Consider the following 23300-nt stretch of genomic DNA (forward strand, 5'->3'; position numbering starts at 1 on the left):
TCGCGTTCCGTCGCGGTACGGGTTGCCGGCATGACGCTGCGTCATGCCGGAGCCGCCTCAAGAGCCGGGATACACCCAGGGGTTGGGGCGGCACTTGACGCCGTCGACCTCCAGCGACTTGGTCTGCTGCTGCATGACCGGCGCGAGGGCGCCCGGTGTCGTGCAGTTCACGTGGTTGTGGCCCAGCCGGTGGCCGACCTCGTGGTTGATCAGCATCTGCCGGTAGGTGTACATCGCCTTGATGCCGTACGTCGGCGAGCCCTGCGCCCACCGGTAGGCGTTGATCATCACGCGCTCGGTGGAGGCCGAGTCGCACGAGACGTTGTCGACGGTGGTGTCCAGGTCGGACTTGGCGCACCAGACGCCGGTGGTGCCGGGGCTGGCCAGCGTGACCACGAAGTCCGGCTCGCCGGAGGAGATGCGCTCGAACGTCATGGCGCCGCCGTGCGCCCAGCTGCGGTCGTCGTTGAGGGTCTTCTGGACCGCCTCGGCGAACAGCTTGGAGTCGAGCCCGAGGCCCTTCTCCACGTCGACGCGGTAGCGGACCTTGCGTCCCTTGCCCGGCGCCTTGTCGAGGCCGGGCACGGCCTCGAAGTCACCGGACCCGGTCAGCTTCGGGTCGAGCGGGTAGGGCCGGGCCATCAGCTGGGCGTAGGTGGCCGGGGCGGCCGGGCGGGCGGCCTGCGGAGGGGCGGCCCGCTGGTCGGAGCGGGAGGCGGAGCCGTCGTCGGCCTCCCGTTCGGCGGTCTCGCCCGCGGAGCGTGCGGCGGAGGGGTCCTGGCCGGGGTCGGTGACCTGGCCGGCCACGACGACGGCGAGGACGGTGGTGACGGCTGCGGCCGCGATGCCGGTGAAGGTACGGCCCTTGCCGGTCCTGGCGCCGGGCTCGGCCGCGGTCCGCTCGCCGTCCTCGTCGGGTGCGCCGCTGTACGGCGCGGCCGTGCGCTCCCCGTCGGGCCCGGCGTCCCCGAACGCCTCGACGAACTCCCGCCGGGGGCCGGGGATCCGGGCTCCCGCTCCCCTGCCGCTCGCCGGGCGGAAGCCCGGTGGCAGGGGGCCGGCGGGAAGGGGGCCGGTGGAAAGGGGCGGCGTGGGGCGGGGGGCGGCCGGGAAGGTCCCGGTGTCCGTGGCGGCGGCCGTGGCCGTCGTGGCGCCGCCGGTGCGTGGTGCGCCGCGCCAGTCGCCGTAGCGGGCGGCTTCGCCCCAGCCGCCGCCGGGCTCGTGCTGCTCCGGATGGCCGCCCCTCACCCGCTGCCGGGGCGCCGGCTGTTGCGGGCCGGGGTACGGGGCCCGGTCCGGGGTGCCGTGGGCGGGAGTGCCGTACGCCGGGGTGCCGTGGGAGGGCGTCCCGTACGCGGGGGTCCCGTACGCCGGGGTGCCGTGGGAGGGCGTCCCGTACGCGGGGGTCCCGTACGCCGGGGTGCCGTGGGGCGGGGTGCCGACGTGCGGGTGACTGCCGGTGTCCTGCTCCGGCGCGGCACCCCGGCGTCGCCGCCCGGTGCCCGCCCCCGGGCCGTCGCCCGGGGCGGTTCGTGCCGCCGACGCGCCCTGTCCCCCCGCGCCCTGTCCCGGACCGGCCGGTGCCTTGCGTTCGGAGCCCTGAGGTGCGGGGCCTTTGCGGCTGTGTCGTCCCACGCCCCGGATCAGCTCCCGCCGTTGTTGTCGATCATTTCACGGACGGCCGTGGCGACCGTTTCCGGATACTCCATCATCGCGACGTGCCCGGCGTCCGGAAGGGACAGCAGCCGCGAGTCACGGAAGGCCGCCGCGGCCTTGCGCGCCATCCGGTACGAGACGAGCTGGTCGCGTCCTCCGTACACGAGCAGCGTCGGAGCGAGCACCCGCTCGGCCTGCCGCCAGAGCCCGTGCTGTCCGCCGAGGGTGTACGCGTCGACGATGCCACGCGCCGAGCGTGCCATCGCGTCCCAGAAATAGGGAAGGCTCAGCCGCCGCTCCATCTCCTCGACCGCGTTGCGCATGCCTTCCTCGCTGACCCGCCCGGGGTCGCCGTAGCAGAGGGCCATCACGCCGCGCACGCGCTGTTCCGCCGTCCAGTCCTTCGTGATCCGGGCGAAGAGCGGCGCCACGCCCGGCAGTGCGAGCAGGGCGGTGGGCCAGGCGCCGCGCTGGGCGCGGAGCTCCGGCAGCGCGGGAGAGACGAGGGTCAGGGTGCGCACCAGGTCGGGCCGGACGGCCGCGACCCGGGTGGCGACGGCGCCGCCCAGCGAGTTTCCGATCAGGTGCACCGGCCCGCGGTCACCCGCGTCCAGCAGCCGGATGACGGCCCGGGCGTGTCCCGTCAGGGAGTAGTTGCCGTCGTCGGGCGGCGGGGAGTCCCCGAAGCCCGGCAGGTCGACCGCCTCGCCGTCCAGGATGTCCTCGAGCAGCGGCATCAGCGCCGACCAGTTCTGCGAAGAGCCGCCGAGCCCGTGGACGTACAGCGCGGGCGCGCGGCCGTCGCGGCCGGAGGGGCGGTGACGCACCGTGAGCGTCAGCCCCGGCAGCGCGACGGAGCGCAGGCGCTCGCCCTCGGCGACCCGCACGGGACTCACCCGTGGGGCGGCCGCCGCCGCGGCGACGGACTCCGGGAGCTCGGTCGAAGACATGCGGGCAATGTTACGAGACGATCACGCGGCGATTGATGTGTTCGCCGTCACAGATCGTATAGCGCCTGGAAGGGGTACCTCCTAGGCTCGTAGTGAGGGCATTGCGCCCAGGCCCCGCCCGCCCCCATGTGAAAGGGAGCCCATGACCACCGCCGATCCCGCCGACCCTGAAACCTTCGACGAGTTCACCGACGACGAAGCGGGGACCGCCGAACTGGACGAGGAGACCCCGGAGGCCGATGCGGCCGAACAGCACAAGGAGCTCCGGCCGGACGCGGACGACCCGCTGACCGGCATCGATACGACCAGGGTGAATGAGGCGGACGCCGTGGAGCAGACCCGGGTGGTCGCCCAGGACGAGGACGACTACCGCTGATTTGGGCGGCTTGGCGTTGTATCACCGGCTACCCGAAGCGTCCGGTACGTGAAATTCTGCGCTCGCACCGCGCACAGCCGGGTTACCCAAAAGTACGATGGCGGCGCGGCGCACAGCGCGCATGGATCGATTTTGGGAGGCGGCGTGACAGCCATCGAGCAGACAGAGGCGGCGCGCCCTAGGGGCACGCGCCTGCCGCGCCGAGCCCGACGCAACCAGCTCCTGGGAGCGGCCCAGGAAGTGTTCGTGGCCCAGGGCTACCACTCGGCCGCCATGGACGACATCGCAGAGCGCGCGGGCGTCAGCAAGCCGGTGCTCTATCAGCACTTCCCCGGGAAGCTGGAGCTCTACCTCGCGCTGCTGGACCAGCACTGCGAGTCGCTGCTCCAGGCGGTCCGTACGGCGCTGGCCTCGACGACGGACAACAAGCTGCGCGTGGCGGCCACGATGGACGCCTACTTCGCCTATGTGGAGGACGAGGGCGGCGCCTTCCGACTGGTGTTCGAGTCGGACCTGACCAATGAGCCGGCGGTCCGCGAACGGGTGGAGCGGGTCTCGCTGCAGTGCGCGGAGGCCATCTCCGAGGTGATCGCCGAGGACACCGGGCTGTCCAAGGACGAGTCCATGCTGCTGGCCGTGGGCCTCGGCGGGGTCTCCCAGGTGGTGGCGCGGTACTGGCTGTCGAGCGAGTCCGCGATTCCCCGCGACAAGGCGGTGGAGTTGCTGACGTCGCTGGCGTGGCGGGGCATCGCCGGCTTCCCGCTGCACGGCACGGAAGGCCACTGACCCTGGTCCGTTCCCGGCCGTTGTTCGCTCCTGGCGTGCCGCCGTGAGCCCTGCCGTGTCCACTCTCCGGGCTAATGTGTGCTGCGTACGGCGCGGCTGACCGCGCATCGCTGACCGTTCGGAGGGACATAGCCGTGGAGGTCAAGATCGGCGTGCAGCACGCGCCCCGGGAGATCGTTCTGGAGAGCGGGCAGTCCGCCGAGGAGGTCGAGCGCGCGGTTGCCGACGCGCTGGCCGGCAAGGCGCAGCTGCTCAGCCTCACGGACGAGAAGGGCCGCAGGGTCCTGGTGCCGGCCGACCGGATCGCCTACGTGGAGATCGGCGAGCCGGCCGTGCGCCGGGTGGGCTTCGGAGCGCTCTGAGCAGCACACGGTACGGAACATGAAGGCCCGGCGGGGTGCTCCCCGCCGGGCCTTTCGCCGTTCACGGCCGGCGCCGGCCGTCCTGTCACGGGGGGTCCGGCCGTCCTGTCCCGGGGGATTTCCGGTGCCCCACGAGCAGGATTGCCTTTCGTGCGCATCGGGTAGTACGGGCATTGACCGTTTTGCCCGCCCCGCCGTACGCGAGGTGATCCGCAGTGTTCTGGGAAGCTCTCGGCTCCGTCGTGCTGGGACTCGCGCTGTCCCTCGCCGCCGTCCACCGGCTCGCTGACCGGCTTCCGTCAGGCCGCGTGGTCGTCGTCACCGGTGTGCTCGGCGCACTGTTCGGGGCGCTGCTCACCCACGCGGCGCTGGGGCCCGGCCATGCGCTCGGCACCCTCGCCGGCGCGGCGGTCGTCGGCGCCGTACTGCTCTCGCTGCTGATCCGCCCGGCCCGCCGCTTGCGACGATCAGCGGCGACGTGATCCACGCCGCCGCGATCCCGATTCCTGAGTCCCCCCGAGTGGAGCGGGCTCGCCTCAGGCGGCCAGGCCCAGCGCCGCCATGCGCTTGGTGTGCGCCTTGGTGATCCGGGAGAACATCTCGCCGACCGCCGCCAGGTCGAAGCCGTCCGCGACGCCGCCGACCAGCATCGTCGACAGGGCGTCCCGCTCGGCCACCACTCGCTGGGCCTGCGACAGCGCCTCGCCCATCAGCCGGCGCGCCCACAGCGCGAGGCGGCCGCCGACGCGCGGGTCCGCCTCGATCGCGGCGCGCACCTTCTCGACGGCGAAGTTGCCGTGGCCCGTGTCGTCGAGCACGGCCAGCACCAGCGCGCGGGTGTCCGAGTCCAGCCGGACCGCGACCTCTCGGTAGAAGTCACTGGCGATCGAGTCGCCCACGTACGCCTTGACCAGGCCCTCCAGCCAGTCCGACGGGGCCGTCTGGCGGTGGAAGTCGTCCAGCGCCTTGGCGAACGGCTCCATCGCGGCGGTGGGCTCCGCGTCGATCGCGGTCAGCCGGTCACGCAGCCGCTCGAAGTGGTGGAACTCGGCGGACGCCATCTTCGCCAGCTCCGCCTTGTCGGCGAGGGTCGGCGCCAGCTTCGCGTCCTCGGCGAGCCGCTCGAAGGCCGCCAGCTCTCCGTAGGCCAGCGCGCCGAGCAGGTCCACGACCGCCGCGCGGTACTGGGGCTCGGCGGAGGCCGCGGCCCAGTCCAGGGCGGCGATCCCGGTCGGTTCTTCGGCGGCAGTGGCGTTGTCAGGCGTCTCCATGGAGCGCACAATAGCCCGCCCGTCGGCACCCGGAAGGCCCTGGTCAGTCACTGTGACCTCCCCCTCCTTATGAATTGGCCCGACACGCCTGCGCGAATCCGGGGTACAGTGGTAATGCGCCTGCTGAGTATTCAGTCACGTTCGTACGTACTCGGTGGGCCATCTCATGAATGAGGATGCCCGGTCGGTGGCCCGATCGGCTCCGACCCGACAGCCCTCCGTGCGGATCGACGCACCGGAGGGGCCCTCAGCGGTATGACGCTCGAGCGACGGCAGTGGTCCCGCGCCACCCGACTGCGGTCTTGACGGGCTGCGGCCGGACGTGACCGGCACGGTAAGACCCCCAGCGTTCGCCTCATGCCGCGTCTCACAGAAGAGGCAGCACCCTGACTACGACTTTCCGAGAGCTCGGGATCCTTCCCGAGACGGCCGAGGCCCTGGAGGCCGTCGGCATCACCAATCCCTTTCCCATCCAGGAGATGACCCTCCCGGTCGCGCTCTCCGGCACCGACGTCATCGGCCAGGCCAAGACCGGCACCGGCAAGACGCTGGGCTTCGGCCTTCCGCTGCTGGAGCGCGTCACCGTTCCCGCGGACGTCGAGGCGGGCCGGGCGAAGCCCGAGCAGCTGACCGACACCCCGCAGGCACTCGTGGTGGTCCCCACCCGCGAGCTGTGCACGCAGGTCACCAACGACCTGCTCACCGCCGGCAAGGTCCGCAACGTGCGGGTGCTCGCGATCTACGGCGGCCGGGCGTACGAGCCGCAGGTCGAGGCGCTCAAGAAGGGCGTCGACGTGGTGGTCGGCACACCGGGCCGTCTCCTCGACCTGGCCGGTCAGCGCAAGCTGAACCTGTCCCACGTCAAGGCCCTCGTCCTCGACGAGGCCGACGAGATGCTCGACCTGGGCTTCCTGCCCGACGTCGAGAAGATCATCAACATGCTTCCGGCCAAGCGTCAGACCATGCTGTTCTCGGCGACCATGCCGGGCGCGGTCATCGGCCTGGCCCGGCGGTACATGTCGCAGCCCACCCACATCCGCGCCACCGCGCCGGACGACCAGGGCGCGACCGTGGCGAACATCGCGCAGCACGTGTTCCGCGCGCACTCCATGGACAAGCCCGAGATGGTCTCGCGCATACTGCAGGCCGATGGCCGCGGGCTGGCGATGATCTTCTGCCGTACGAAGCGCACGGCGGCCGACATCGCCGAGCAGCTGGAGCGCCGCGGCTTCGCGTCCGGCGCCGTCCACGGCGACCTGGGCCAGGGGGCCCGCGAGCAGGCGCTGCGCGCCTTCCGCAACGGCAAGGTCGACGTCCTGGTCTGCACCGACGTCGCGGCCCGCGGCATCGACGTCGACGGTGTCACGCACGTGATCAACTACCAGTCGCCGGAGGACGAGAAGACCTACCTCCACCGCATCGGCCGCACCGGCCGTGCGGGCCGCACCGGTACGGCGATCACGCTGGTCGACTGGGACGACATCCCGCGCTGGCAGCTGATCAACAAGGCGCTGGAGCTGGACTTCAACGACCCGGTCGAGACGTACTCCACCTCTCCGCACCTGTACGCGGAGCTGAACATCCCCGAGGGCACCAAGGGCATCCTGCCGCGCGCCGAGCGGACCCGTGCGGGTCTGGACGCCGAGGAGCTGGAGGACCTGGGCGAGACCGGCGGCCGTGGCGGCCGTTCCTCGCGCGCCCCGCGCCCCGCGGAGGAGCGCCCGGCCCGTACGCGTACGCCTCGCCAGCGCCGCCGCACCCGGGGCGGTACCCCGCTGGCGGAGGGTGCGGCGCCCGTCGCCGGTGCGCCGGAGCAGACCGCCGAGCAGGTCGCCGACGCGCCGCGCACCCCGCGCCGTCGGCGCCGTACCCGTGCCGGTGCGGGCGCCGGGGAGGCCGCCGCGGTGGCCACGGCGCCGGTGACGCCGGTCGCCCCGGTGGAGCAGCCGGAGCCGGTCGTGGAGCAGGTCGTGACCGACCGGCCCGTGACCGACCGGCCCGTGGCCGACCAGGCCGTCGCGGACGAGGCCGCCGAGGCGCCTGCCAAGCCGCGCCGCCGCCGCACGCGCAAGGCCGCGGAGCCCGCCGTCGTGGCCGTGGACACGGCCGAGGCGGTCGAGGCGGTCGAAACCGCCGAGGCGAAGCCCCGGCGCCGTACGCGCAAGGCCGCCGAGCCGGCCACCGAGGCCGTCGCCGCGGTCGAGACGGCGGAGGGCACGGAGGCCAAGCCCCGCCGCGCCCGCAAGACCGCCGCCACCACGGTCGAGGCCACCGCCGACGCCCCCGAGGCCGAGGCCAAGCCCCGCCGCCGCACCCGCAAGACCGCCGCGCCGGCCGCGGAGGCCACCGAGGCCGTGGAGGCCACCGCACCGGAGGCCGAGGCCAAGCCGCGCCGTGCGCGCAAGGCCGTCGCCGCGGTGGAAACCGCGGAGGGCACGGAGGCCAAGCCGCGCCGCACCCGCAAGACCGCCGCCACCACGGTCGAGGCCACCGCCGACGCCCCCGAGGCCGAGGCCAAGCCCCGCCGCCGCACCCGGAAGGCCACCGCGCCGGCCGCGGAGGCCACCGAGGCCGTGGAGGCCACCGCACCGGAGGCCGAGGCCAAGCCGCGCCGCCGTCGCACGACGAAGGCCGCCGCGGCCGCTCAGCCCGAGAGCTGACGCGCCCTCACGCCGACGGCCCCGTTCCCTGCCGGGAGCGGGGCCGTCGGCGTTCGGCCCCGCGGGCCCGGGTGGCGCGCGGCCGGGAGGGGGCCGGTTAGCCTCGTTCCATGAGTCGCCCGCCCACGTTCGTCCCGCCCGCCTGCGCTCGCGCGCACCACCTCCGCACCGTCCGCGGCGACTTCGCCGTGCTCGACGCGGCGCCCGCCGACGGCCGGCCTCCCAGGGGCACCGCGCTCCTGCTGCCCGGGTACACCGGGAGCAAGGAGGACTTCATCGCGATGCTGGAACCGCTCGCCGGCGCGGGCTACCGCGTGGTCGCCGTGGATGGCCGCGGGCAGTACGAGACGGACGGCCCCGAGGACCAACAGGCTTACGCGCAGGGCGAGTTGGCCCGCGATGTACTGGCTCAGGCGGCGGCCCTCGACAGCGGCCGCGTCCACCTTCTCGGACACTCGCTGGGCGGTCAGATCGCTCGTGCCGCCGTCCTGCTCGACGCCTCGCCGTTCCGCACGCTGACCCTCATGTCGTCCGGCCCCGCACAGGTGGCACAGGCCCAGCAGGACAAGGTGAAGCTGCTCGGCGACGCTCTGCGGGTGATGGACATGGGGCAGGTGTGGGAGGCGATGCGTGCCCTGGACCCGCCGGAGGACGCCGACGACCCGCGGAGCGACCGGGAGGACCTCCGCCGCCGCTGGCTGCGGCACAACCCGGCGCAGTTGCTGGCCACCGGTCGGCAGCTGACCGTCGAGCCGGACCGGATCGACGAGCTGACGGCGCTGCGTCCGCCGCTTCCCGTGCACGTGATCTCGGGCGTGCGGGACGACACCTGGCCGGTGCCGCTGCTGAACGACATGGCGGAGCGGCTCGGCGCGCACCGCACGATCGTCGAAGGTGCCGAGCACTCGCCGAACACCGACCGGCCGGCCGAGACGGCGCGCGCGGTGGCGGCCTTCTGGAGCGGCCGGGACGGCGGTCAGAACCGCGACTGAAGGTGCTGCCAGAAGCCGTCGCGCAGCGCGCGGCGCAGGACGGCGTGCCCGCGCAGCGACCGGCTCAGCACCCGTTCCGCCTCGATGAGCAGGTCCTGATCGACGGGGCCGGGCAGATAGGGGTGGCCGGGCAGCAGCTCGGCCATCGCGTCGCGGCCCCGCTCGGCCAGCCAGGTGGCGGCGATCTGGGCGCCCACGAAGCGCACTTCGTCGCGCGACGGCGGGGGCTCACCCTCGTTCTCGTACGTCGTCACGGCCCGCCGGGTGATGTAGGGGCGGCAGAAGTCCAGGTCGAAGGTGCGCGTGCTGTCGACTTCCCAGAGCAGGGGTTCCGCCTGGTTGCGCCCGTCGGCGGCCTCGATGCCCCACAGGTGGACACGGGCGCCGTAGCCCTGGGCCGCCTCGACGGCGGAGACCAGGTCCTCGTCGCCGCCGACCAGCGCGGCGTCGCTGATGGCGCGGTGTCGGGCCAGGGACTCCAGGTCGGAGCGGATGAGTGAGTCGACGCCTTTCTGCTGGTTGTTGGCGTTGAGGTTGCCCAGCCGCACCTTGACGTCGGGGAGTTCGGCGATGGCCTGCTGCTCGGGGGTGTGGATGCGGCGCCGGGCGCCGTCGTACCAGTAGACGCGCAGCAGCCGGCTGTCGGCGAAGATCGTGCGCGCCTTGTCGATGAAGGCGTCGATCAGCCCTTCGGCGTCGAGGTCGAAGGAGCGCCGGTCCTCGGTGCCCGCTACAAGCAACCCGGCCGCAGCATGGACGTAACCGGCGTCGACGAAGATGGCATGCGTCGAGGGGGTCTTCGCCACCTCGGCGAGCATGCGCTGCAGGAGCTCGTTGGTGCGCTCCAGGCGGATGCCGAGTTCGGTGATCCGGTCGGGGGCGAGCCCGTCGGTGCGGGGGGTGTCTTCGTCGTTCATACCGGCCTCATTGTCCGCCGCCCCGAGCCACTCCGCCAGCTTCCCTACCCCTTAGTAGTTAGCTACTCGAAAATTTTCTTTAGCGTAGGGAATGTTTGAGCGGGCCATCCTGTTGCACCCGTACAGAACCACAGTTCTCCATCAGGAGGATCAACTCGGACGAAGGGAGAAGCCTCATGCGCTTCGAGATTCTGCGACTCGACGACGTCGACGGCACGCCCGTGGACAGCACCGTCGTGGACGCCGCCTCCGTCAACCGGATCGTGCAGCAGGCCGCCTCCGTGGGCCAGCGCATCTGGATCCGCCCGGCCGGCACCACGGCCTCGTAACGCTCGGCCCAGTCAGGCAGCACCGCGCCCCCGCGCGGACTCCGAACGGCACCGTTGGAAGACGGTCGCACCGGAATCCGCACGGGGGCGCAGTGGTCTCGGCGGGCGGGCGCGGCGAGCGCGGCGGTCAGGCTCCCTGGATCACCTGCGACACACCGTTGATGATCTGCTGCACGGCGATCGCCGAGAGCATCATTCCGGCGAGCCGGGTCACCAGCACCACACCGCCGTCCTTGATGACGCGGATGATCAGCAGCGAGTAGCGCATGGTCAGCCAGAGCACCACGTGCATGGCGGCGATCGCCGCCCAGACCGAGATCTGCTGCCCCACGCCGTCCGCGTGCTGCACGGCGAGGATCACCGACACGATCGCGCCCGGCCCGGCCAGCAGCGGCATGCCCAGCGGCACGAGCGCCACGTTGACGTCCTTGGTCTGCTTGGGCTCGTCCGTCTTGCCGGTGAGCAGGTCGAGCGCGATCAGGAGCAGGAGCAGTCCGCCCGCGATCATCAGGGCGGGGACGGAGACGTGCAGATACGCCAGGATCTGCTGCCCCAGGATGCCGAAGACGGTGATGACGCCGAAGGCGACGGCGACGGCCTGCCAGGCCATCCGGCGCTGCACCTTGGTGGCCCGGCCGGAGGTCAGGGCGAGGAAGATCGGTGTGATCCCGGGGGGATCCATGATGACAAAAAGGGTCAGAAAGAGAGAGCCGAAGACGGCGATGTCGAACACAGTGAGGCCTTGCGAGAAGAGGTCGTACAGAAGAAAGCGGGGGCCGTGGAAGCCGGGCCGGACCGAGGAGAGAAGAGGCGCGGGGCCGGGGCGGGAAAGCCCCTAGCGGCGTCCCCCCGTGCCGGGCACCGGGAACGCGCCGGTCGCGCGCCGGGTGATCTCGCCGTAGATCTCCGGGTCGGTCGTGAAGTCGCCGAGCCGGCAGGTCTTGCGGGTGCCGTGGTAGTCGCTGGAGCCGGTGGCCAGCAGGCCGAGATCGACGGCGAGGCCGCGCAACCGGGCGCGCGTGGGCTCGTCGTGGTCCATGTGGTCGACCTCGATGCCGTCGAGCCCGACGGCGGCGAGCTCCGCCAGGACGGACTCGGGCACGGTGCGACCGCGCTTGTGGGCACCGGGGTGGGCGAAGACGGTGACGCCGCCCGCCGCCTTGACGAGGCGGACCGCGGTGAAGGGGTCCAGTTCGTGCTTCTCGACGTACGCACGGCCGCCGTCCGCGAGCCACTCGGGTGTGAAGGCGTCGGAGACACTGGCCACGACGCCGAGCTCGACCAGCGCCTCGGCGATGTGCGGGCGGCCGACCGAGCCGTCCGCGGCGATGGCGGCGACCCGGTCCCAGGTGACGGGCACACCGAGCGCCTGGAGCTTGGTCACCATGGCCTGGGCGCGCGGGACGCGGTCGTCCCGCACCAGCTCGCGCTCGCGGGCCAGCTCGGGCTCGTCCGCGTCGAAGAGGTACGCCAGCATGTGGACGCCCACGCCGTCGATCCGGCAGGAGAGCTCCGCACCGGTGACCAGCGTGAGCGCCCGGTCGAGGTGCGCGAGCCCGGCGATCGCCTCGGCGTGGCCGCGGGTGGTGTCGTGGTCGGTCAGCGCGACCACGTCGAGACCGGCCGCGGCGGCGGCACGCATCAGCCCGGCCGGGGAGTCCGTGCCGTCGGAAGCCGTGGAGTGGGTGTGCAGATCGATGCGCACGACGCTGGCTCCGGGGCTCGGGACGGACAGGGGACGCTCAAGGATAACGTCGATACGGAACCCGCCCGACCGCCTCGTGTCTCCCCCGCGGACGACGGCGGGCCCGCGTCAGGACAGCAGGCGCGGCGAGAGCGCCCCGCACGGCAGGAGTTCCATCTCGGAGCCCCGCTCGCGCAGATCGGTGAGCACCAGCTCGTCGTAGAGCAGCAACCCCGACTGCTCGGGCCAGACGATCGCCCAGAGCCACAGCCCGCGGGCCTCTCCCGCGAAGACGGCACGGTCCTCGGGGGCGTCGCTGACGTGCCAGAGCGGGGTGGGCCGGCCGGCCGCCAGCACCTTGGCCTGCGGCGGCTTGTCGACGCACATGTGGGGGCCGGGGTCGGGGCCGTCGATGCCGGCGTACCGCGCGCCGAGTCCGACGCCCAGTTCCTCGGCGATCAGCAGCAGCTCGCCCATGCCGCCCACCGGGCCGGGGCCCGAACAGGCGACGGCGGTGGCGCGGCCGCCGCTGCGGTCGTCGCCGGCGTACGCGACGCCGGTGAACAGCCACCCGATGGGCAGCGGCCACGGCATCCAGACGGGGACCTGGGCGCGGTGCGTGACCACACCGAGGGCCTCGACGCTCGGCGGGATCACGGGCTGCAGCGGATGCACGGCGCCGTGCACGTCGCACTGCCAGGAGTCGGAAAAGAGACCGGGCGCCCGGACCCGGCCTCCACACTTCGGGCAACTGGGTTCGCCCCTCATAGCGTTCAACGGTCCTCCCCGGCCGTCGCCGCGTCAAGGACGATCACCCGTCCGGTGTGCCGCTCTGCCCGGGGAATTTACGTGCACCCTGCACCCATTAGCCGCTCTAACTCATTCCGTGGGTAGAGCAACCATCCGAAGGAGCCAAGGGGCCACAGGCATGCGCGCGGAGGAGGTCTGGGGCACCCTCCGCCGCCGGCCCATGGCCGCCCGGCGCGCCGCCGGCGCGCCCATCGACCCGTTCACGGGACGGGCATCGGTCCGGTGGACCCGGACCGTCTCCGTGCCGGTCGTTCGCGCCGGTCGTTCGTGCTGCTCGCCGCCGTCGCCGTCGGGGAGGGCGACCACACCACCGCGGCCGTCCGCACGGCACCGCGGGGAGCATCCACCGGTACGCACATCACCCGCCGTCACCGAACCGGCCCTCGGCGTCCCGGGCTCCCCGAGCGGCGAGCGGCGAGCGGCGAGCAGTGGAGCGACCCGTTCGTGGTCACCGGGTTCGCGGCGCCGGCCGGTGCCGGCCTCGTGCGGGCACGGCGGCACCGCCGGCGCGCCGGCCGGGAGCAGGCACCCCGGCACGCCACCGAGGACGGCGGCCCCGCGTCAGCCGGCTGATACGGGGTCAGTCCAGAGTCACGGACCCGCGTCGCGGATCGCGCAGGTCCGTGCCGTGGTTCAGCCAGCGCTCCTGCAGGGCCTGCGCCCCGTGCACCCGCTTCCACGCCGCCTCGTTGGGCGTCATCGGCAGCAACGGCAGGAAACGCACCGGGTCCATCGGCTCGTCCAGTTCGAGGTCCTCCACCAGCCCGCCGGGCTCGGCGACGAGGACGGAGCTGAACGGCGCGCCGGGCCACAGCGGTTCACCCACGTCGAGCGAGGCGCCCGGCGCCACGACGACGCCCTCGACCTGCGGCGAGGCCGCCAGTACCGCCAGCGGGCGCAGCACCTTGTCGGTCTCGGCGAGCCCGGCCCTCACGGTGAGGACCAGCTCCGCCCGCGGACCCCTCACGGGGTCGGCCAGGGCAGCCGTGGGATCGGTCATCGGCGAGGCCGACATACCGAGCGTGGCGTACCTCACGACGTCCCCGTCGACGAAGCGGAGCACCTCGATGCGGTCGGTGCCGAGGAAGGTCACCGCCGCGCGCGCGTCCGGTTCGCCCAGGGCGGTACGCAGCCGGGCCTCGACCAGAGCAAGAACTTCTCCCATGCAGCGAGCATAAAGCGCGTATGGAGCGGGCAAAGTGAGGGATTGACCCTCAGTCGGCTGATACGCTTGGCCGTCTGATCGGGACAGCATGCCGAGCATCGCTCTCAGTCCCGACGACACGTCATCCCCCACGGGGGACCGGCCGGAGGAGGTGGGGCTGCGGTGGATCGAAGTCGACCGTGCAGTACCAACCGTTCTTCCGCTCCGCGCTCATCTTCGTGAGCTCACTTCTGTGACCCGAGGCGTCCCGGCGCCGCGCTCATGGCTACTCGCACGACGGAAGAGCACACCGTTTTTGCCTGTCTGTAGCGAACGCCGTCACCGCGACCCCGCGGTGCCGCCCGCTTTGCGGACGTAATCAACGCCACGTCCTCATTCCGGGCTGTGCCACGCCTCTCGCCGACGGCCTCTCCGTGAAGGAGCCAGCCATGTCGATGATTCGTGACCTGCGTGCGGTGGTCCGTCCCTCCCTGCGCAAGCGGACCGCCTCGCCGTACAACGCGTACAACTCCTACGACGCGACCCGCGACCCGTCCGCGTCCAGCGCCGTCGTCGACTGCGCGGTCTACCGCGACGGTCGCCGGGTGAAGGACGACTCGTGCCTGACGCCGCGCGAGGCGATGCGGCGGGTGCGTGAGGACGGCGGCTTCGCCTGGATCGGGCTGCACGAGCCGACCGAGGCCGAATTCGCGGGTATCGCGGCCGAGTTCGGGCTGCACCCGCTGGCCGTGGAGGACGCGGTCCACGCCCACCAGCGGCCCAAGCTGGAGCGGTACGACGACACGCTCTTCACGGTCTTCAAGACCATCCACTACGTCGAGCACGCCGAGCTCACGGCGACCAGCGAGGTCGTCGAGACCGGTGAGGTGATGTGCTTCACCGGCCGGGACTTCGTCATCACCGTGCGGCACGGCGGGCAGGGCTCGCTGCGCAATCTGCGCCACCGCATGGAGGGCGAGCCGGAGCTGCTGCAGAAGGGGCCGTCGGCGGTGCTGCACGCGATCGCCGACCATGTGGTCGACGGCTACATCGCGGTCGCCGACGCGGTGGAGATCGACATCGACCAGATCGAGATCGATGTCTTCTCGCCGCCCGCCAAGGGCAGCACGCGCGGCGCCGACACCGGGCGGATCTACCAGCTCAAGCGCGAGGTGCTGGAGTTCAAGCGGGCGGTCACCCCGCTGCTGCGGCCCATGCAGCTGCTCAGCGAGCGGCCGATGCGGCTGGTCGACCCGGACATCCAGAAGTACTTCCGGGACGTCGCCGACCACCTGGCCCGGGTGCAGGAGCAGGTCATCGGCTTCGACGAACTCCTCAACTCGATCCTCCAGGCCAACCTCGCGCAGGCGACCGTCGCGCAGAACGAGGACATGCGCAAGATCACCTCGTGGGCGGCGATCGTCGCCGTTCCGACGGCGGTGTGCGGGGTGTACGGCATGAACTTCGATTACATGCCGGAGCTGCACTGGAAGTACGGCTATCCGATGGTGCTCACCGGCATCATCGGCATCTGCCTCGCGATCCACCGGACCCTGAAGCGCAACGGCTGGCTGTAGGCCCGGGAGGCCTGGTTAAGCTGCGGGCATGACGGAAAAGCTGCTCGGCCAGGCCCTCGTCGAGGAGGCCACGAAGAAGTCCGGCCTCATCTGGGTGCGGGGCGCCGGTCCGTCCCGGGCGCTGTGGCACGTCTGGCACGAGGGCGCGGCGCACGTCGTGGGCGACGGGCCGGGCGAGCAGCCGCTGCCGGGCGGGCTGACCGACGGCGCGACCGCCCAGGTCACCGTGCGCAGCAAGGACAAGGGCGGCCGGCTGGTCGCCTGGTCGGCGACGGTGAGCGAGCTGGCGCCCGGCTCCGATGAGTGGGAGTCGGCGGTCGGCGAGCTGAAGGGCAAGCGGCTGAACGCGCCGGACGCGGAGACGATGACCGAGCGCTGGGCGCGCGAGTGCCGGGTGCTGCGGCTGACGCCGCGCGACGCCTCCACGGACCATCCGCAGGGCTCACTGGCCGCGCGGCCGCTGCCCACCCCCGCCACCACCCGCCGGCCGGTCCCGGCCGCGCTGCCGCGCCTGCTGCTGGGGCGCAAGAAGAAGCACCGGGGCTGACACCGCGGCCCCGCCCGCTCGGGCGGGCCACAGTCGCTGCGGCCCCTAGTCGCTCGTACGGGGGAGCTGGCGGCCGTAGTCGACCGTCTCGTCCTTGGTCGGGGCGGCCAGGGGGAAGTCCTTGTTCCAGTCGGAGAGGGTCACCACGCCGGCGCCGCCGCCGCGGGCGTACTGCAGCGGGAAGGGCGTGCCCTCCAGCGCCACGTCGAGCGTTCCGCCCTCGCCCTGCCGGCCGCCGACGACCTTGATCGTGCGGATGCCGCCGACCTTGTCCCGGTCTCCCTTGGTGACCTCGCCGTGGACCGCGAGCAGCCCGTCGAGCAGCACGTTCATCTCGGTGAAGCCGCGCAACTGCTTGTACGAAGGGTCGTCCTGCGGCACTTTGACGTATTTGTCCTCGAGCTTGTCCGCCGCCTCGGAGTCCGACTCGGTGGGCTCGGAGCTCTCTGCGTGGCTCCAGAAATCCGCGTCCGCCTTCAGATAGAGCGCGTCACCGACCCGCAGCAGTTCGAAGGTGCTGGTCTTGGTGACCAGCGAGCCGGACGCCCCGGACCGCTTCAGTCGCATGTTCAGCTTGTACGTGCCGCCCTTGCTGACCAGCGTTCCGGCCAGGCGCACCGCCTGCGCCTCGTCCGCCGCCGCCTGGGCCTTGGACTCGATCTCGGCGGGCTGGAGTCTGCCCACCCCGTTGGTCCCCTCGTCCGGATCCTCGCCGCAGCCCGTCAGCACTGCGGTCAGCCCGACGCAGAACGCGACGGGGAGGGCGGCCCGGCGGGCACGCGAAGCCGGGGGGAGAGCGGTCACGTGCGCACTGCCTCTCGTCTACGTGTGGGGGGTTGGCTGACCGCAGCGTACCGGGGTCCTCTACGCAGCTTGCAGAGAGCCGTACGGACGCCCTGCCAGCGCGACGCCGAACGGGACGGGCTAGCCTGAACCGGGACAGAGCTGCACTGCGTACGTGGAGGAGGCGCGCGGCATGGCGGCAGGCGCCCCCCGGATCTTCGTCTCGCACCTCGCCGGCGTTCCGGTCTTCGACCCGGCGGGCGACCAGGTGGGGCGCGTGCGCGATCTGGTCGCGATGCTGCGGGTGGGCCGCCGCCCGCCGCGGCTGCTCGGCCTGGTCGTCGAGGTGATCGGTCGGCGGCGGATCTTCCTGCCCATGACCCGGGTCACCGGCATCGAGTCCGGCCAGGTCATCACCACGGGCGTGATGAACGTCCGGCGCTTCGAGCAGCGGCCGACCGAGCGCCTGGTCCTGGGGGAGCTGCTCGACCGGCGGGTGCGCCTGGTGGAGGACGGCTCCGAGGTCACGGTCCTGGACGTGGCGATCCAGCAGCTGCCCGCCCGCCGCGACTGGGAGATCGACAAGGTCTTCGTGCGCCGGGGCGGCGGCGGGGCGCTGCGCCGCAAGGGCGAGGCGCTGACCGTCGAGTGGTCCGCGGTGACCGGCTTCTCGCTGGAGGAGGAAGGGCAGGGCGCGGAGAGCCTGGTGGCCACCTTCGAGCGGATGCGCCCCGCCGACCTGGCCAATGTGCTGCACCACCTGTCGCCGAAGCGGCGCGCCGAGGTGGCGGCCGCGCTCGACGACGACCGGCTCGCCGACGTGCTGGAGGAACTGCCCGAGGACGACCAGGTCGAGATCCTGGGCAAGCTCAAGGAGGAGCGGGCCGCCGACGTGCTGGAGGCGATGGACCCGGACGACGCCGCCGACCTGCTGTCCGAGCTGCCCGAGGACGAGAAGGAGCGGCTGCTGGACCTGATGCGCCCGGACGACGCGGCGGACGTGCGGCGGCTGATGGCGTACGAGGAGCGCACCGCGGGCGGCCTGATGACCACCGAGCCGATCGTGCTGCGGCCCGACGCGACGGTGGCCGACGCCCTCGCGCGCGTGCGGCAGCAGGACCTCTCCCCGGCGCTCGCCGCCCAGGTGTACGTCTGCCGGCCGCCGGACGAGACGCCGACGGGCAAGTTCCTGGGCACCGTGCACTTCCAGCGGCTGCTGCGCGACCCGCCCTTCACGCTCGTCTCGGCGATCGTCGACAGCGATCTGGAGCCGCTCGCCCCGGACACCCCGCTGCGCGCGGTGACCAGCCACCTCGCCACCTACAACCTGGTCGCCGCCCCCGTCGTGGACGAGAGCGGTTCCCTGCTCGGCGCGGTCACGGTCGACGACGTCCTGGACCACCTGCTGCCCGAGGACTGGCGGGAGACCGAGTTCACCCCGGGCACGGAGGAAGCCGCGCATGGTGTCTGAGCGCACGCAGGAGCGGTCCGCGCCCCGGATCCGGCTGGACCAGCCGGGGGTGCGGCGTCCGAGGCTGCTGCCGGCGTACGACCCGGAGGCGTTCGGGCGGCTGTCGGAGCGCATCGCCCGCTTCCTCGGCACGGGCCGGTTCCTGGTCTGGATGACCGCCGCGATCATCGTGTGGGTGCTGTGGAACGTCTCCGCGCCCACGCATCTGCGGTTCGACCCGTACCCGTTCATCTTCCTGACGCTGATGCTGTCGCTGCAGGCCTCCTACGCGGCGCCGCTCATCCTGCTCGCGCAGAACCGGCAGGACGACCGTGACCGGGTCACCCACGAGCAGGACCGCAAGCAGAACGAGCGGTCGATCGCGGACACCGAGTACCTCACCCGGGAGATCGCCGCGCTGCGCATCGGCCTGGGCGAGGTGGCGACCCGGGACTGGATCCGCTCCGAGCTGGAAGACCTGATCAGGGAGCTGGAGGAGCGGCAGGAAGGGCGGCGGCGCGGTCTATTCCCGCACTCGCCGGCGCACGGGAGTGACGAAGCCGACCGCTGACAGGCTTTCCGGGGGCCGGGTGGGGCGCCGTACCATCTCCGTATGGCTACGGAAGACGCGGTGCGCGAAGCACTGGCGACGGTGAACGACCCAGAGATCAACCGACCGATCACCGAGCTCGGCATGGTCAAGTCGGTCGAGATCGGCTCGGACGGGGCGGTGGCCGTCACCGTCTACCTGACGGTCTCCGGCTGTCCGATGCGCGAGACGATCATCACGAACGTGCGTGAGGCGGTCTCCCGGGTCGAGGGCGTGACCTCCGTCTCCGTGGACCTGGACGTGATGAGCGACGCCCAGCGCAAGGAGCTGGCCGCCGCGCTGCGCGGCACCACCGCCGAGCGCGAGGTGCCGTTCGCCAAGCCCGGCTCGCTGACCCGGGTGTACGCCGTGGCGTCCGGCAAGGGCGGCGTCGGAAAGTCGTCCGTGACCGTGAACCTGGCCGCCGCGATGGCCGCCGACGGGCTGAAGGTCGGTGTCGTCGACGCCGACATCTACGGGCACTCGGTGCCCCGCATGCTGGGCGCGGACGGCCGGCCGACGCAGGTCGAGAACATGATCATGCCGCCGTCGGCGAACGGTGTGAAGGTCATCTCGATCGGGATGTTCACCCCGGGCAACGCGCCGGTGGTGTGGCGCGGCCCGATGCTGCACCGCGCGCTGCAGCAGTTCCTCGCCGACGTGTACTGGGGCGACCTGGACGTGCTGCTGCTCGACCTGCCGCCGGGCACCGGCGACATCGCCATCTCGGTGGCGCAACTGGTGCCGAACGCGGAGATCCTGGTCGTCACCACCCCGCAGCAGGCGGCGGCGGAGGTCGCCGAGCGGGCCGGCTCGATCGCGGTCCAGACCCACCAGAAGATCGTCGGTGTCGTCGAGAACATGTCGGGCCTGCCCTGCCCGCACTGTGACGAGATGGTCGACGTCTTCGGCACCGGCGGCGGCCAGAAGGTCGCCGACGGTCTGACCCGGACGACCGGTGCCACGGTGCCGGTGCTGGGCTCGATCCCGATCGACGTGCGGCTGCGCGAGGGCGGCGACGAGGGCAAGCCCGTCGTGATCACCGACCCCGACTCCCCCGCGGGCTCCGCCCTGCGCGCCATCGCCGGCAAGCTGGGCGGCCGTCAGCGCGGCCTGTCGGGCATGAGCCTGGGGATCACGCCGCGCAACAAGTTCTGAGCGCGAACAGCGTGAAGGCACGGACAGCGTGAAGGCACGGACAGCGTGAAGGCACGGACAGCGTGAAGGGGCGCCGCTCACCGAGCGGCGCCCCTTTCGTCGTCCCGGAAGCCCCGGAACCGTCTACACGTACGTCGTGATGTCCTTGACCACGGCGAAGCCGAGCCCGTACGCGCTCATCCCCCGTCCGTACGCACCCAGATGGACGCCCCCGTCGGTCGTCCCCGCCAGCACCCAGCCGAACTCGGACTCGCGGTAGTGGAACGGCATCGGCACGCCGTCGACCGGCAGCGAGAGCGTCGACCAGGCGCTCCCGCCCAGGTCGTCGGCGAGTTCGAAGGCGGTCTCGGTCTGCTGGTCCAGCCACTCGTCCCGCAGCGCGTGGTCCATCTGCGGCGGCCAGGTGTGGGCGAGGAGCCCGGAGCCGGCCAGCCAGGCGGCGGAGGAGACGGTGGTGGCGTCCAGGACGCCCGTACCGTCACCGGTGCGGCGCACGGGATGGGCGGCGACCGTGACGACGGCCGCGAACCGCTCCTTCTCGGCGCCGCTGTCGGACCTTATCGACGGCTCGTCACCGTGGCCGGTGGAACCGTGCTGCACCGTGCCGTCGGCGGCCGTGCCGACCTGCATCAGCCAGCGCGGCCCGGTGAACGCCTCGTCCAGGCCGTACCACGGGAAGGGGGCACTCAAATAGCCGTCGACCGTACGCCGGGCCGTGGGCACCCCCTCGGAAGTGGCTGGGGTGCTCGGCGCTGCCCCCTGCGCGCCTACCCGACTTGTCGTCTCCATCTGCCTGGCCGCCTCCTCGCTACATCCGGACAGATGGAGAGGATATCCACCCCGGGCGGGGTCTTCGGGAACGGCGCTGTCAGGTGGCGTCGGCGTCGAACGGCGGGCGCTCGTCCGCGCCGGGCGTGTCGCGCTTCTTCAGCAGGTCCGGCGAGCCTCCCCCGTTGCCTTCGGCACGGGAGGCGCCCCCGACGCCGGCCGGGACGGCGGTACCGGACCCGGGGTCGTTCACCGCGTCGGCGACGTCGTTGATCTCCTTCTTGAGATCGAAGCTGCTGCGGAGCTCCTTGAGGTCCTCGTTCTCCGTGAGCTGCTTGCGGATGAACGTCTTCGGGTTGAGGTCCTCGAAGTCGAAGTCCTTGAACTCCGGTCCCAGCTCGCTGCGGATGTCCTGCTTCGCGCTCTCGGAGAAGGCCCGGATCTTGCGGATGAAGCGCGCGGCGTCCTGGATGACCTTCGGCAGCTTGTCCGGGCCGAAGATGAGCACGGCAAGGATCACGAGCGTCACCAGCTCGAGTGCGCCTATGTCACTGAACACCTTGCTGCTCCTTCCTCCGGGCCTCGGGGCCCGCTCCACGGTACCCGGCAAATCTGTCGGGGAGGTACCTTCCGGTGACCATCGGGGGTGTGGCCCGCACCGGGCGGATCAGCCGCTCGTGGAGGAGCCGAGGGTGAGCGTCTTGGTCTGCTCCTTGCCGCTCCGGAGCAGGGTGAGCCGCAGCTGGTCGCCGGGGCGGTGGGCGCGGATCTTCACGATGAGTTCCTCGCCGCTGTGCACGCGCTGGCCGTCGACCTTGGTGATGACGTCGCCGGGGAGGATGCCCGCCTTGGCCGCGGCGCCGCCGGGGGTGACCGAGGGACCGCCGTCCTGGGCCTTGTCGCCGACACGGGCGCCGTCGCCGCTGTACTTCATGTCGAGGCTGACGCCGATGACGGGATGGCTGGCCTTGCCGGTGTTGATGAGCTCTTCCGCGACGCGCTTGCCCTGGTTGATGGGGATGGCGAAGCCGAGCCCTATGGAGCCGGCCTGACCGCCCTCGGGCCCCGAGCCGTTGTCCGCCGCCCGGATGGCGCTGTTGATGCCGATGACACGGGCCTTTGAGTCGACCAGCGGCCCGCCCGAGTTGCCCGGGTTTATCGGGGCGTCGGTCTGCAGGGCGTCGACGTAGCTGATGTCGCTGCCGTCACCCTTCTCGCCGCCCGCGGTGATGGGCCGCTCCTTGGCGCTGATGATGCCGGACGTCACGGTGTTCTGGAGGTCGAAGGGGGCGCCGATGGCCACGACCGGGTCCCCGACGCGGACGTTGTCGGAGTTGCCGAGCGGCAGCGGCTTGAGGTTGGACACCCCGGACACCTTGACGACCGCGAGGTCGTAGCCGCTGTCCTTGCCGACGAGCTTGGCGCGGGCGGTCTCGCCGCCGCTGAAGGTGACGGTGATCTCGCCGGAGCTGCCCGCCGGGTCGACGACGTGGTTGTTGGTGAGGATGTGGCCCTGCTCGTCGAGGACGAAGCCGGTGCCGGTGCCCTGCTCCCCGCCGCCGCTGACGTGCAGGGTGACGACGCTGGGCAGGGCGCTTGCGGCGATGCCCGCGACGGAGTCCGGGGCGCGGCCGCCGTCCTCCCGGCCCGCCTGCGGCAGCTCGACCGTGGTGAGCCCGCCGTGGCGCTCTATGTACGCCCCGACGCCGCCGCCCAGTACGCCGGTGAGCAGCGCGAAGAGCAGGGCCGCCGCGACTTTGGCGCCACGCCGCTTCCGGCGGCCGCCGTCCGGAGCGGGCTGCCCGGGGTGCGTCAGAGGCCCGCGGGCCGCGGGGCTGCTCCAGGGGTCGTACTGCAGCCACTGCGTCGACGCCGGCTGGGGCTGAGCCTGGGCCTGGGCCTGGGCCTGGGCCTGGGCCTGCGGGACGGCTCCCGGCTGCGGGACGGTTCCCGGCATCTGCGTCCGGGGCTGGGGCAGGGGCTGGGCCGGCTGCTGAGGGTGCGGGGTTCCGTACGCCGCCACGGGCGGGGCCTGCGGCGCCGCCGGTGCCGGCGCGGGCGGCTGCGCGGGCGGCACCGGGGTGCCGTGCGCGGGGGTCGCCACCGGCCGCTGTACGGGCGGGGCCGGGGCCCACGGACCGGGCTCGCCGTACGGCGGGGTGCTGTACTCGTCGGGCTGGTGCAGCGGCTGCGGCCGCACCTGAGTCTGAAGGGGCCGGGTGGCGGGCGCGGGGCCACCGTCCCGGACCGGCGCCGTGGGGCCCGCCGGTGCGGACACGTCGGGCTCCGGGGCCGTCGCGGGGTGCGCCTGGGTGTCGGCCCGGTTCGGCGCGGGGGCGGCGCCCTCCGGCTCCGTGGGCGTCGTCGCGTCCGGCCGCGCGGGCCGGCTCCACCACTTCGGCTTCGACCCGGTCGGCTTCCCGTCGTCCATGCTCTCCCCGCAACTGGCCCTCCGCGCCCCCTGCCGGGCGCCCCTGTCCATGGATTCAAC

Annotated in this window: 25 protein-coding genes; 13 read left to right on the forward strand and 12 right to left on the reverse strand. The window is 72.5% G+C overall.

What is annotated here, in order from left to right:
* Nucleotides 1–57: 57 nt before the first annotated feature.
* Together ACY34K_RS31125 and ACY34K_RS31130 are read right to left on the reverse strand one after the other, a co-directional pair.
* Entirely contained in the window at nucleotides 58–1635 is a 1578-nt protein-coding gene (locus ACY34K_RS31125; protein ID WP_462753095.1) for a DUF3152 domain-containing protein, read from the reverse strand.
* 8 nt (nucleotides 1636–1643) lie between these two features.
* Nucleotides 1644–2606, reverse strand: coding sequence for an alpha/beta fold hydrolase (locus ACY34K_RS31130; protein ID WP_462753097.1), 963 nt, complete (start codon nucleotides 2604–2606; stop codon nucleotides 1644–1646).
* A gap of 142 nt (nucleotides 2607–2748) precedes the next feature.
* Between ACY34K_RS31130 and ACY34K_RS31135 the strand changes: the two genes are divergently transcribed.
* The 4 genes from ACY34K_RS31135 (at nucleotide 2749) to ACY34K_RS31150 (ending at nucleotide 4612) form a co-directional block, all read left to right on the forward strand.
* The gene (locus tag ACY34K_RS31135; RefSeq protein WP_462753099.1) at nucleotides 2749–2982 is read left to right on the forward strand and encodes a hypothetical protein; all 234 of its coding nucleotides are present in this window, start codon (nucleotides 2749–2751) and stop codon (nucleotides 2980–2982) included.
* 144 nt (nucleotides 2983–3126) lie between these two features.
* Nucleotides 3127–3768, forward strand: a complete 642-nt coding sequence (locus ACY34K_RS31140) for a TetR/AcrR family transcriptional regulator (protein WP_462753101.1) — start codon at nucleotides 3127–3129, stop codon at nucleotides 3766–3768.
* 134 nt (nucleotides 3769–3902) lie between these two features.
* On the forward strand, nucleotides 3903–4130 hold the full coding sequence (locus tag ACY34K_RS31145; RefSeq protein ID WP_462753103.1) for a DUF3107 domain-containing protein: 228 nt from the start codon (nucleotides 3903–3905) through the stop codon (nucleotides 4128–4130).
* A 215-nt stretch (nucleotides 4131–4345) separates the two neighbouring features.
* Nucleotides 4346–4612: a hypothetical protein gene (locus ACY34K_RS31150; RefSeq protein WP_462753105.1), complete on the forward strand. Its 267-nt coding sequence runs from the start codon at nucleotides 4346–4348 to the stop codon at nucleotides 4610–4612.
* Between the two features lie 54 nt (nucleotides 4613–4666).
* On the opposite strand, the gene ACY34K_RS31155 is transcribed toward ACY34K_RS31150, so the two are convergent.
* Nucleotides 4667–5401 carry a ferritin-like fold-containing protein gene (locus ACY34K_RS31155; protein ID WP_462753107.1) on the reverse strand — a complete coding sequence of 245 codons (735 nt, stop codon included), beginning with the start codon at nucleotides 5399–5401 and terminating at the stop codon, nucleotides 4667–4669.
* 479 nt (nucleotides 5402–5880) lie between these two features.
* Between ACY34K_RS31155 and ACY34K_RS31160 the strand changes: the two genes are divergently transcribed.
* Nucleotides 5881–8061, forward strand: coding sequence for a DEAD/DEAH box helicase (locus tag ACY34K_RS31160; RefSeq protein WP_462753109.1), 2181 nt, complete (start codon nucleotides 5881–5883; stop codon nucleotides 8059–8061).
* Between the two features lie 110 nt (nucleotides 8062–8171).
* Nucleotides 8172–9053, forward strand: a complete 882-nt coding sequence (locus tag ACY34K_RS31165) for an alpha/beta fold hydrolase (RefSeq protein WP_462753111.1) — start codon at nucleotides 8172–8174, stop codon at nucleotides 9051–9053.
* Here the strand turns inward: ACY34K_RS31165 and ACY34K_RS31170 are convergent.
* Nucleotides 9038–9970 (reverse strand): NYN domain-containing protein, encoded by a 933-nt coding sequence (locus ACY34K_RS31170; protein WP_462753113.1) that lies wholly within the window; start codon nucleotides 9968–9970, stop codon nucleotides 9038–9040. The two genes, ACY34K_RS31165 and ACY34K_RS31170, sit on opposite strands and share 16 nt — an antisense overlap.
* Nucleotides 9971–10146: 176 nt before the next feature.
* Between ACY34K_RS31170 and ACY34K_RS31175 the strand changes: the two genes are divergently transcribed.
* The gene (locus tag ACY34K_RS31175) at nucleotides 10147–10299 is read left to right on the forward strand and encodes a hypothetical protein (RefSeq protein ID WP_462753114.1); all 153 of its coding nucleotides are present in this window, start codon (nucleotides 10147–10149) and stop codon (nucleotides 10297–10299) included.
* A 127-nt stretch (nucleotides 10300–10426) separates the two neighbouring features.
* On the opposite strand, the gene ACY34K_RS31180 is transcribed toward ACY34K_RS31175, so the two are convergent.
* The 3 genes from ACY34K_RS31180 to ACY34K_RS31190 all read right to left on the reverse strand — a co-directional run bounded on the left by ACY34K_RS31180 (nucleotide 10427) and on the right by ACY34K_RS31190 (nucleotide 12751).
* Nucleotides 10427–11032, reverse strand: a complete 606-nt coding sequence (locus ACY34K_RS31180; protein ID WP_462753116.1) for a MarC family protein — start codon at nucleotides 11030–11032, stop codon at nucleotides 10427–10429.
* Nucleotides 11033–11134: 102 nt separating this feature from the next.
* Nucleotides 11135–12004: a PHP domain-containing protein gene (locus tag ACY34K_RS31185; protein WP_462753118.1), complete on the reverse strand. Its 870-nt coding sequence runs from the start codon at nucleotides 12002–12004 to the stop codon at nucleotides 11135–11137.
* Nucleotides 12005–12112: 108 nt separating this feature from the next.
* Nucleotides 12113–12751, reverse strand: coding sequence for a DUF6758 family protein (locus ACY34K_RS31190; RefSeq protein ID WP_462753120.1), 639 nt, complete (start codon nucleotides 12749–12751; stop codon nucleotides 12113–12115).
* A 264-nt stretch (nucleotides 12752–13015) separates the two neighbouring features.
* Here ACY34K_RS31190 and ACY34K_RS31195 point away from each other — a divergent pair, with 264 nt between their 5' ends.
* Nucleotides 13016–13366 (forward strand): hypothetical protein, encoded by a 351-nt coding sequence (locus ACY34K_RS31195; RefSeq protein WP_462753122.1) that lies wholly within the window; start codon nucleotides 13016–13018, stop codon nucleotides 13364–13366.
* A 7-nt stretch (nucleotides 13367–13373) separates the two neighbouring features.
* Here the strand turns inward: ACY34K_RS31195 and ACY34K_RS31200 are convergent, their stop codons facing one another.
* Nucleotides 13374–13958 carry a suppressor of fused domain protein gene (locus tag ACY34K_RS31200; protein WP_462753124.1) on the reverse strand — a complete coding sequence of 195 codons (585 nt, stop codon included), beginning with the start codon at nucleotides 13956–13958 and terminating at the stop codon, nucleotides 13374–13376.
* Between the two features lie 428 nt (nucleotides 13959–14386).
* On the opposite strand from ACY34K_RS31200, the gene ACY34K_RS31205 reads away from it, so the two are divergent.
* Both ACY34K_RS31205 and ACY34K_RS31210 read left to right on the forward strand, forming a co-directional pair.
* Nucleotides 14387–15514 carry a magnesium and cobalt transport protein CorA gene (locus tag ACY34K_RS31205; RefSeq protein WP_462753126.1) on the forward strand — a complete coding sequence of 376 codons (1128 nt, stop codon included), beginning with the start codon at nucleotides 14387–14389 and terminating at the stop codon, nucleotides 15512–15514.
* A 28-nt stretch (nucleotides 15515–15542) separates the two neighbouring features.
* A complete protein-coding gene (locus ACY34K_RS31210; RefSeq protein WP_462753128.1) occupies nucleotides 15543–16061 on the forward strand; it encodes a hypothetical protein in 519 nt (172 codons plus the stop codon).
* A gap of 45 nt (nucleotides 16062–16106) precedes the next feature.
* Here the strand turns inward: ACY34K_RS31210 and ACY34K_RS31215 are convergent, their stop codons facing one another.
* On the reverse strand, nucleotides 16107–16865 hold the full coding sequence (locus tag ACY34K_RS31215; protein WP_462753130.1) for a hypothetical protein: 759 nt from the start codon (nucleotides 16863–16865) through the stop codon (nucleotides 16107–16109).
* Between the two features lie 172 nt (nucleotides 16866–17037).
* Here ACY34K_RS31215 and ACY34K_RS31220 point away from each other — a divergent pair, with 172 nt between their 5' ends.
* The 3 genes from ACY34K_RS31220 to ACY34K_RS31230 are packed head-to-tail and all read left to right on the forward strand — an operon-like array spanning nucleotide 17038 to nucleotide 20041.
* Nucleotides 17038–18315: a magnesium transporter MgtE N-terminal domain-containing protein gene (locus ACY34K_RS31220; protein ID WP_462753132.1), complete on the forward strand. Its 1278-nt coding sequence runs from the start codon at nucleotides 17038–17040 to the stop codon at nucleotides 18313–18315.
* Nucleotides 18305–18865 carry a DUF1003 domain-containing protein gene (locus tag ACY34K_RS31225; protein WP_462753134.1) on the forward strand — a complete coding sequence of 187 codons (561 nt, stop codon included), beginning with the start codon at nucleotides 18305–18307 and terminating at the stop codon, nucleotides 18863–18865. Before ACY34K_RS31220 ends, ACY34K_RS31225 begins: the two co-directional genes overlap by 11 nt.
* Nucleotides 18866–18907: 42 nt before the next feature.
* Nucleotides 18908–20041 (forward strand): Mrp/NBP35 family ATP-binding protein, encoded by a 1134-nt coding sequence (locus ACY34K_RS31230; protein WP_462753136.1) that lies wholly within the window; start codon nucleotides 18908–18910, stop codon nucleotides 20039–20041.
* 123 nt (nucleotides 20042–20164) lie between these two features.
* Here ACY34K_RS31230 and ACY34K_RS31235 read toward each other — a convergent pair whose 3' ends face one another.
* The 3 genes from ACY34K_RS31235 to ACY34K_RS31245 all read right to left on the reverse strand — a co-directional run bounded on the left by ACY34K_RS31235 (nucleotide 20165) and on the right by ACY34K_RS31245 (nucleotide 23240).
* The gene (locus ACY34K_RS31235) at nucleotides 20165–20830 is read right to left on the reverse strand and encodes a hypothetical protein (protein WP_462753138.1); all 666 of its coding nucleotides are present in this window, start codon (nucleotides 20828–20830) and stop codon (nucleotides 20165–20167) included.
* Between the two features lie 79 nt (nucleotides 20831–20909).
* On the reverse strand, nucleotides 20910–21368 hold the full coding sequence (locus tag ACY34K_RS31240; RefSeq protein ID WP_462753140.1) for a sec-independent translocase: 459 nt from the start codon (nucleotides 21366–21368) through the stop codon (nucleotides 20910–20912).
* Between the two features lie 108 nt (nucleotides 21369–21476).
* Nucleotides 21477–23240, reverse strand: coding sequence for a S1C family serine protease (locus ACY34K_RS31245; protein ID WP_462753142.1), 1764 nt, complete (start codon nucleotides 23238–23240; stop codon nucleotides 21477–21479).
* Between the last annotated feature and the right edge of the window lie 60 nt (nucleotides 23241–23300).

It is taken from the genome of Streptomyces sp. STAM6 (genome assembly GCF_054963715.1).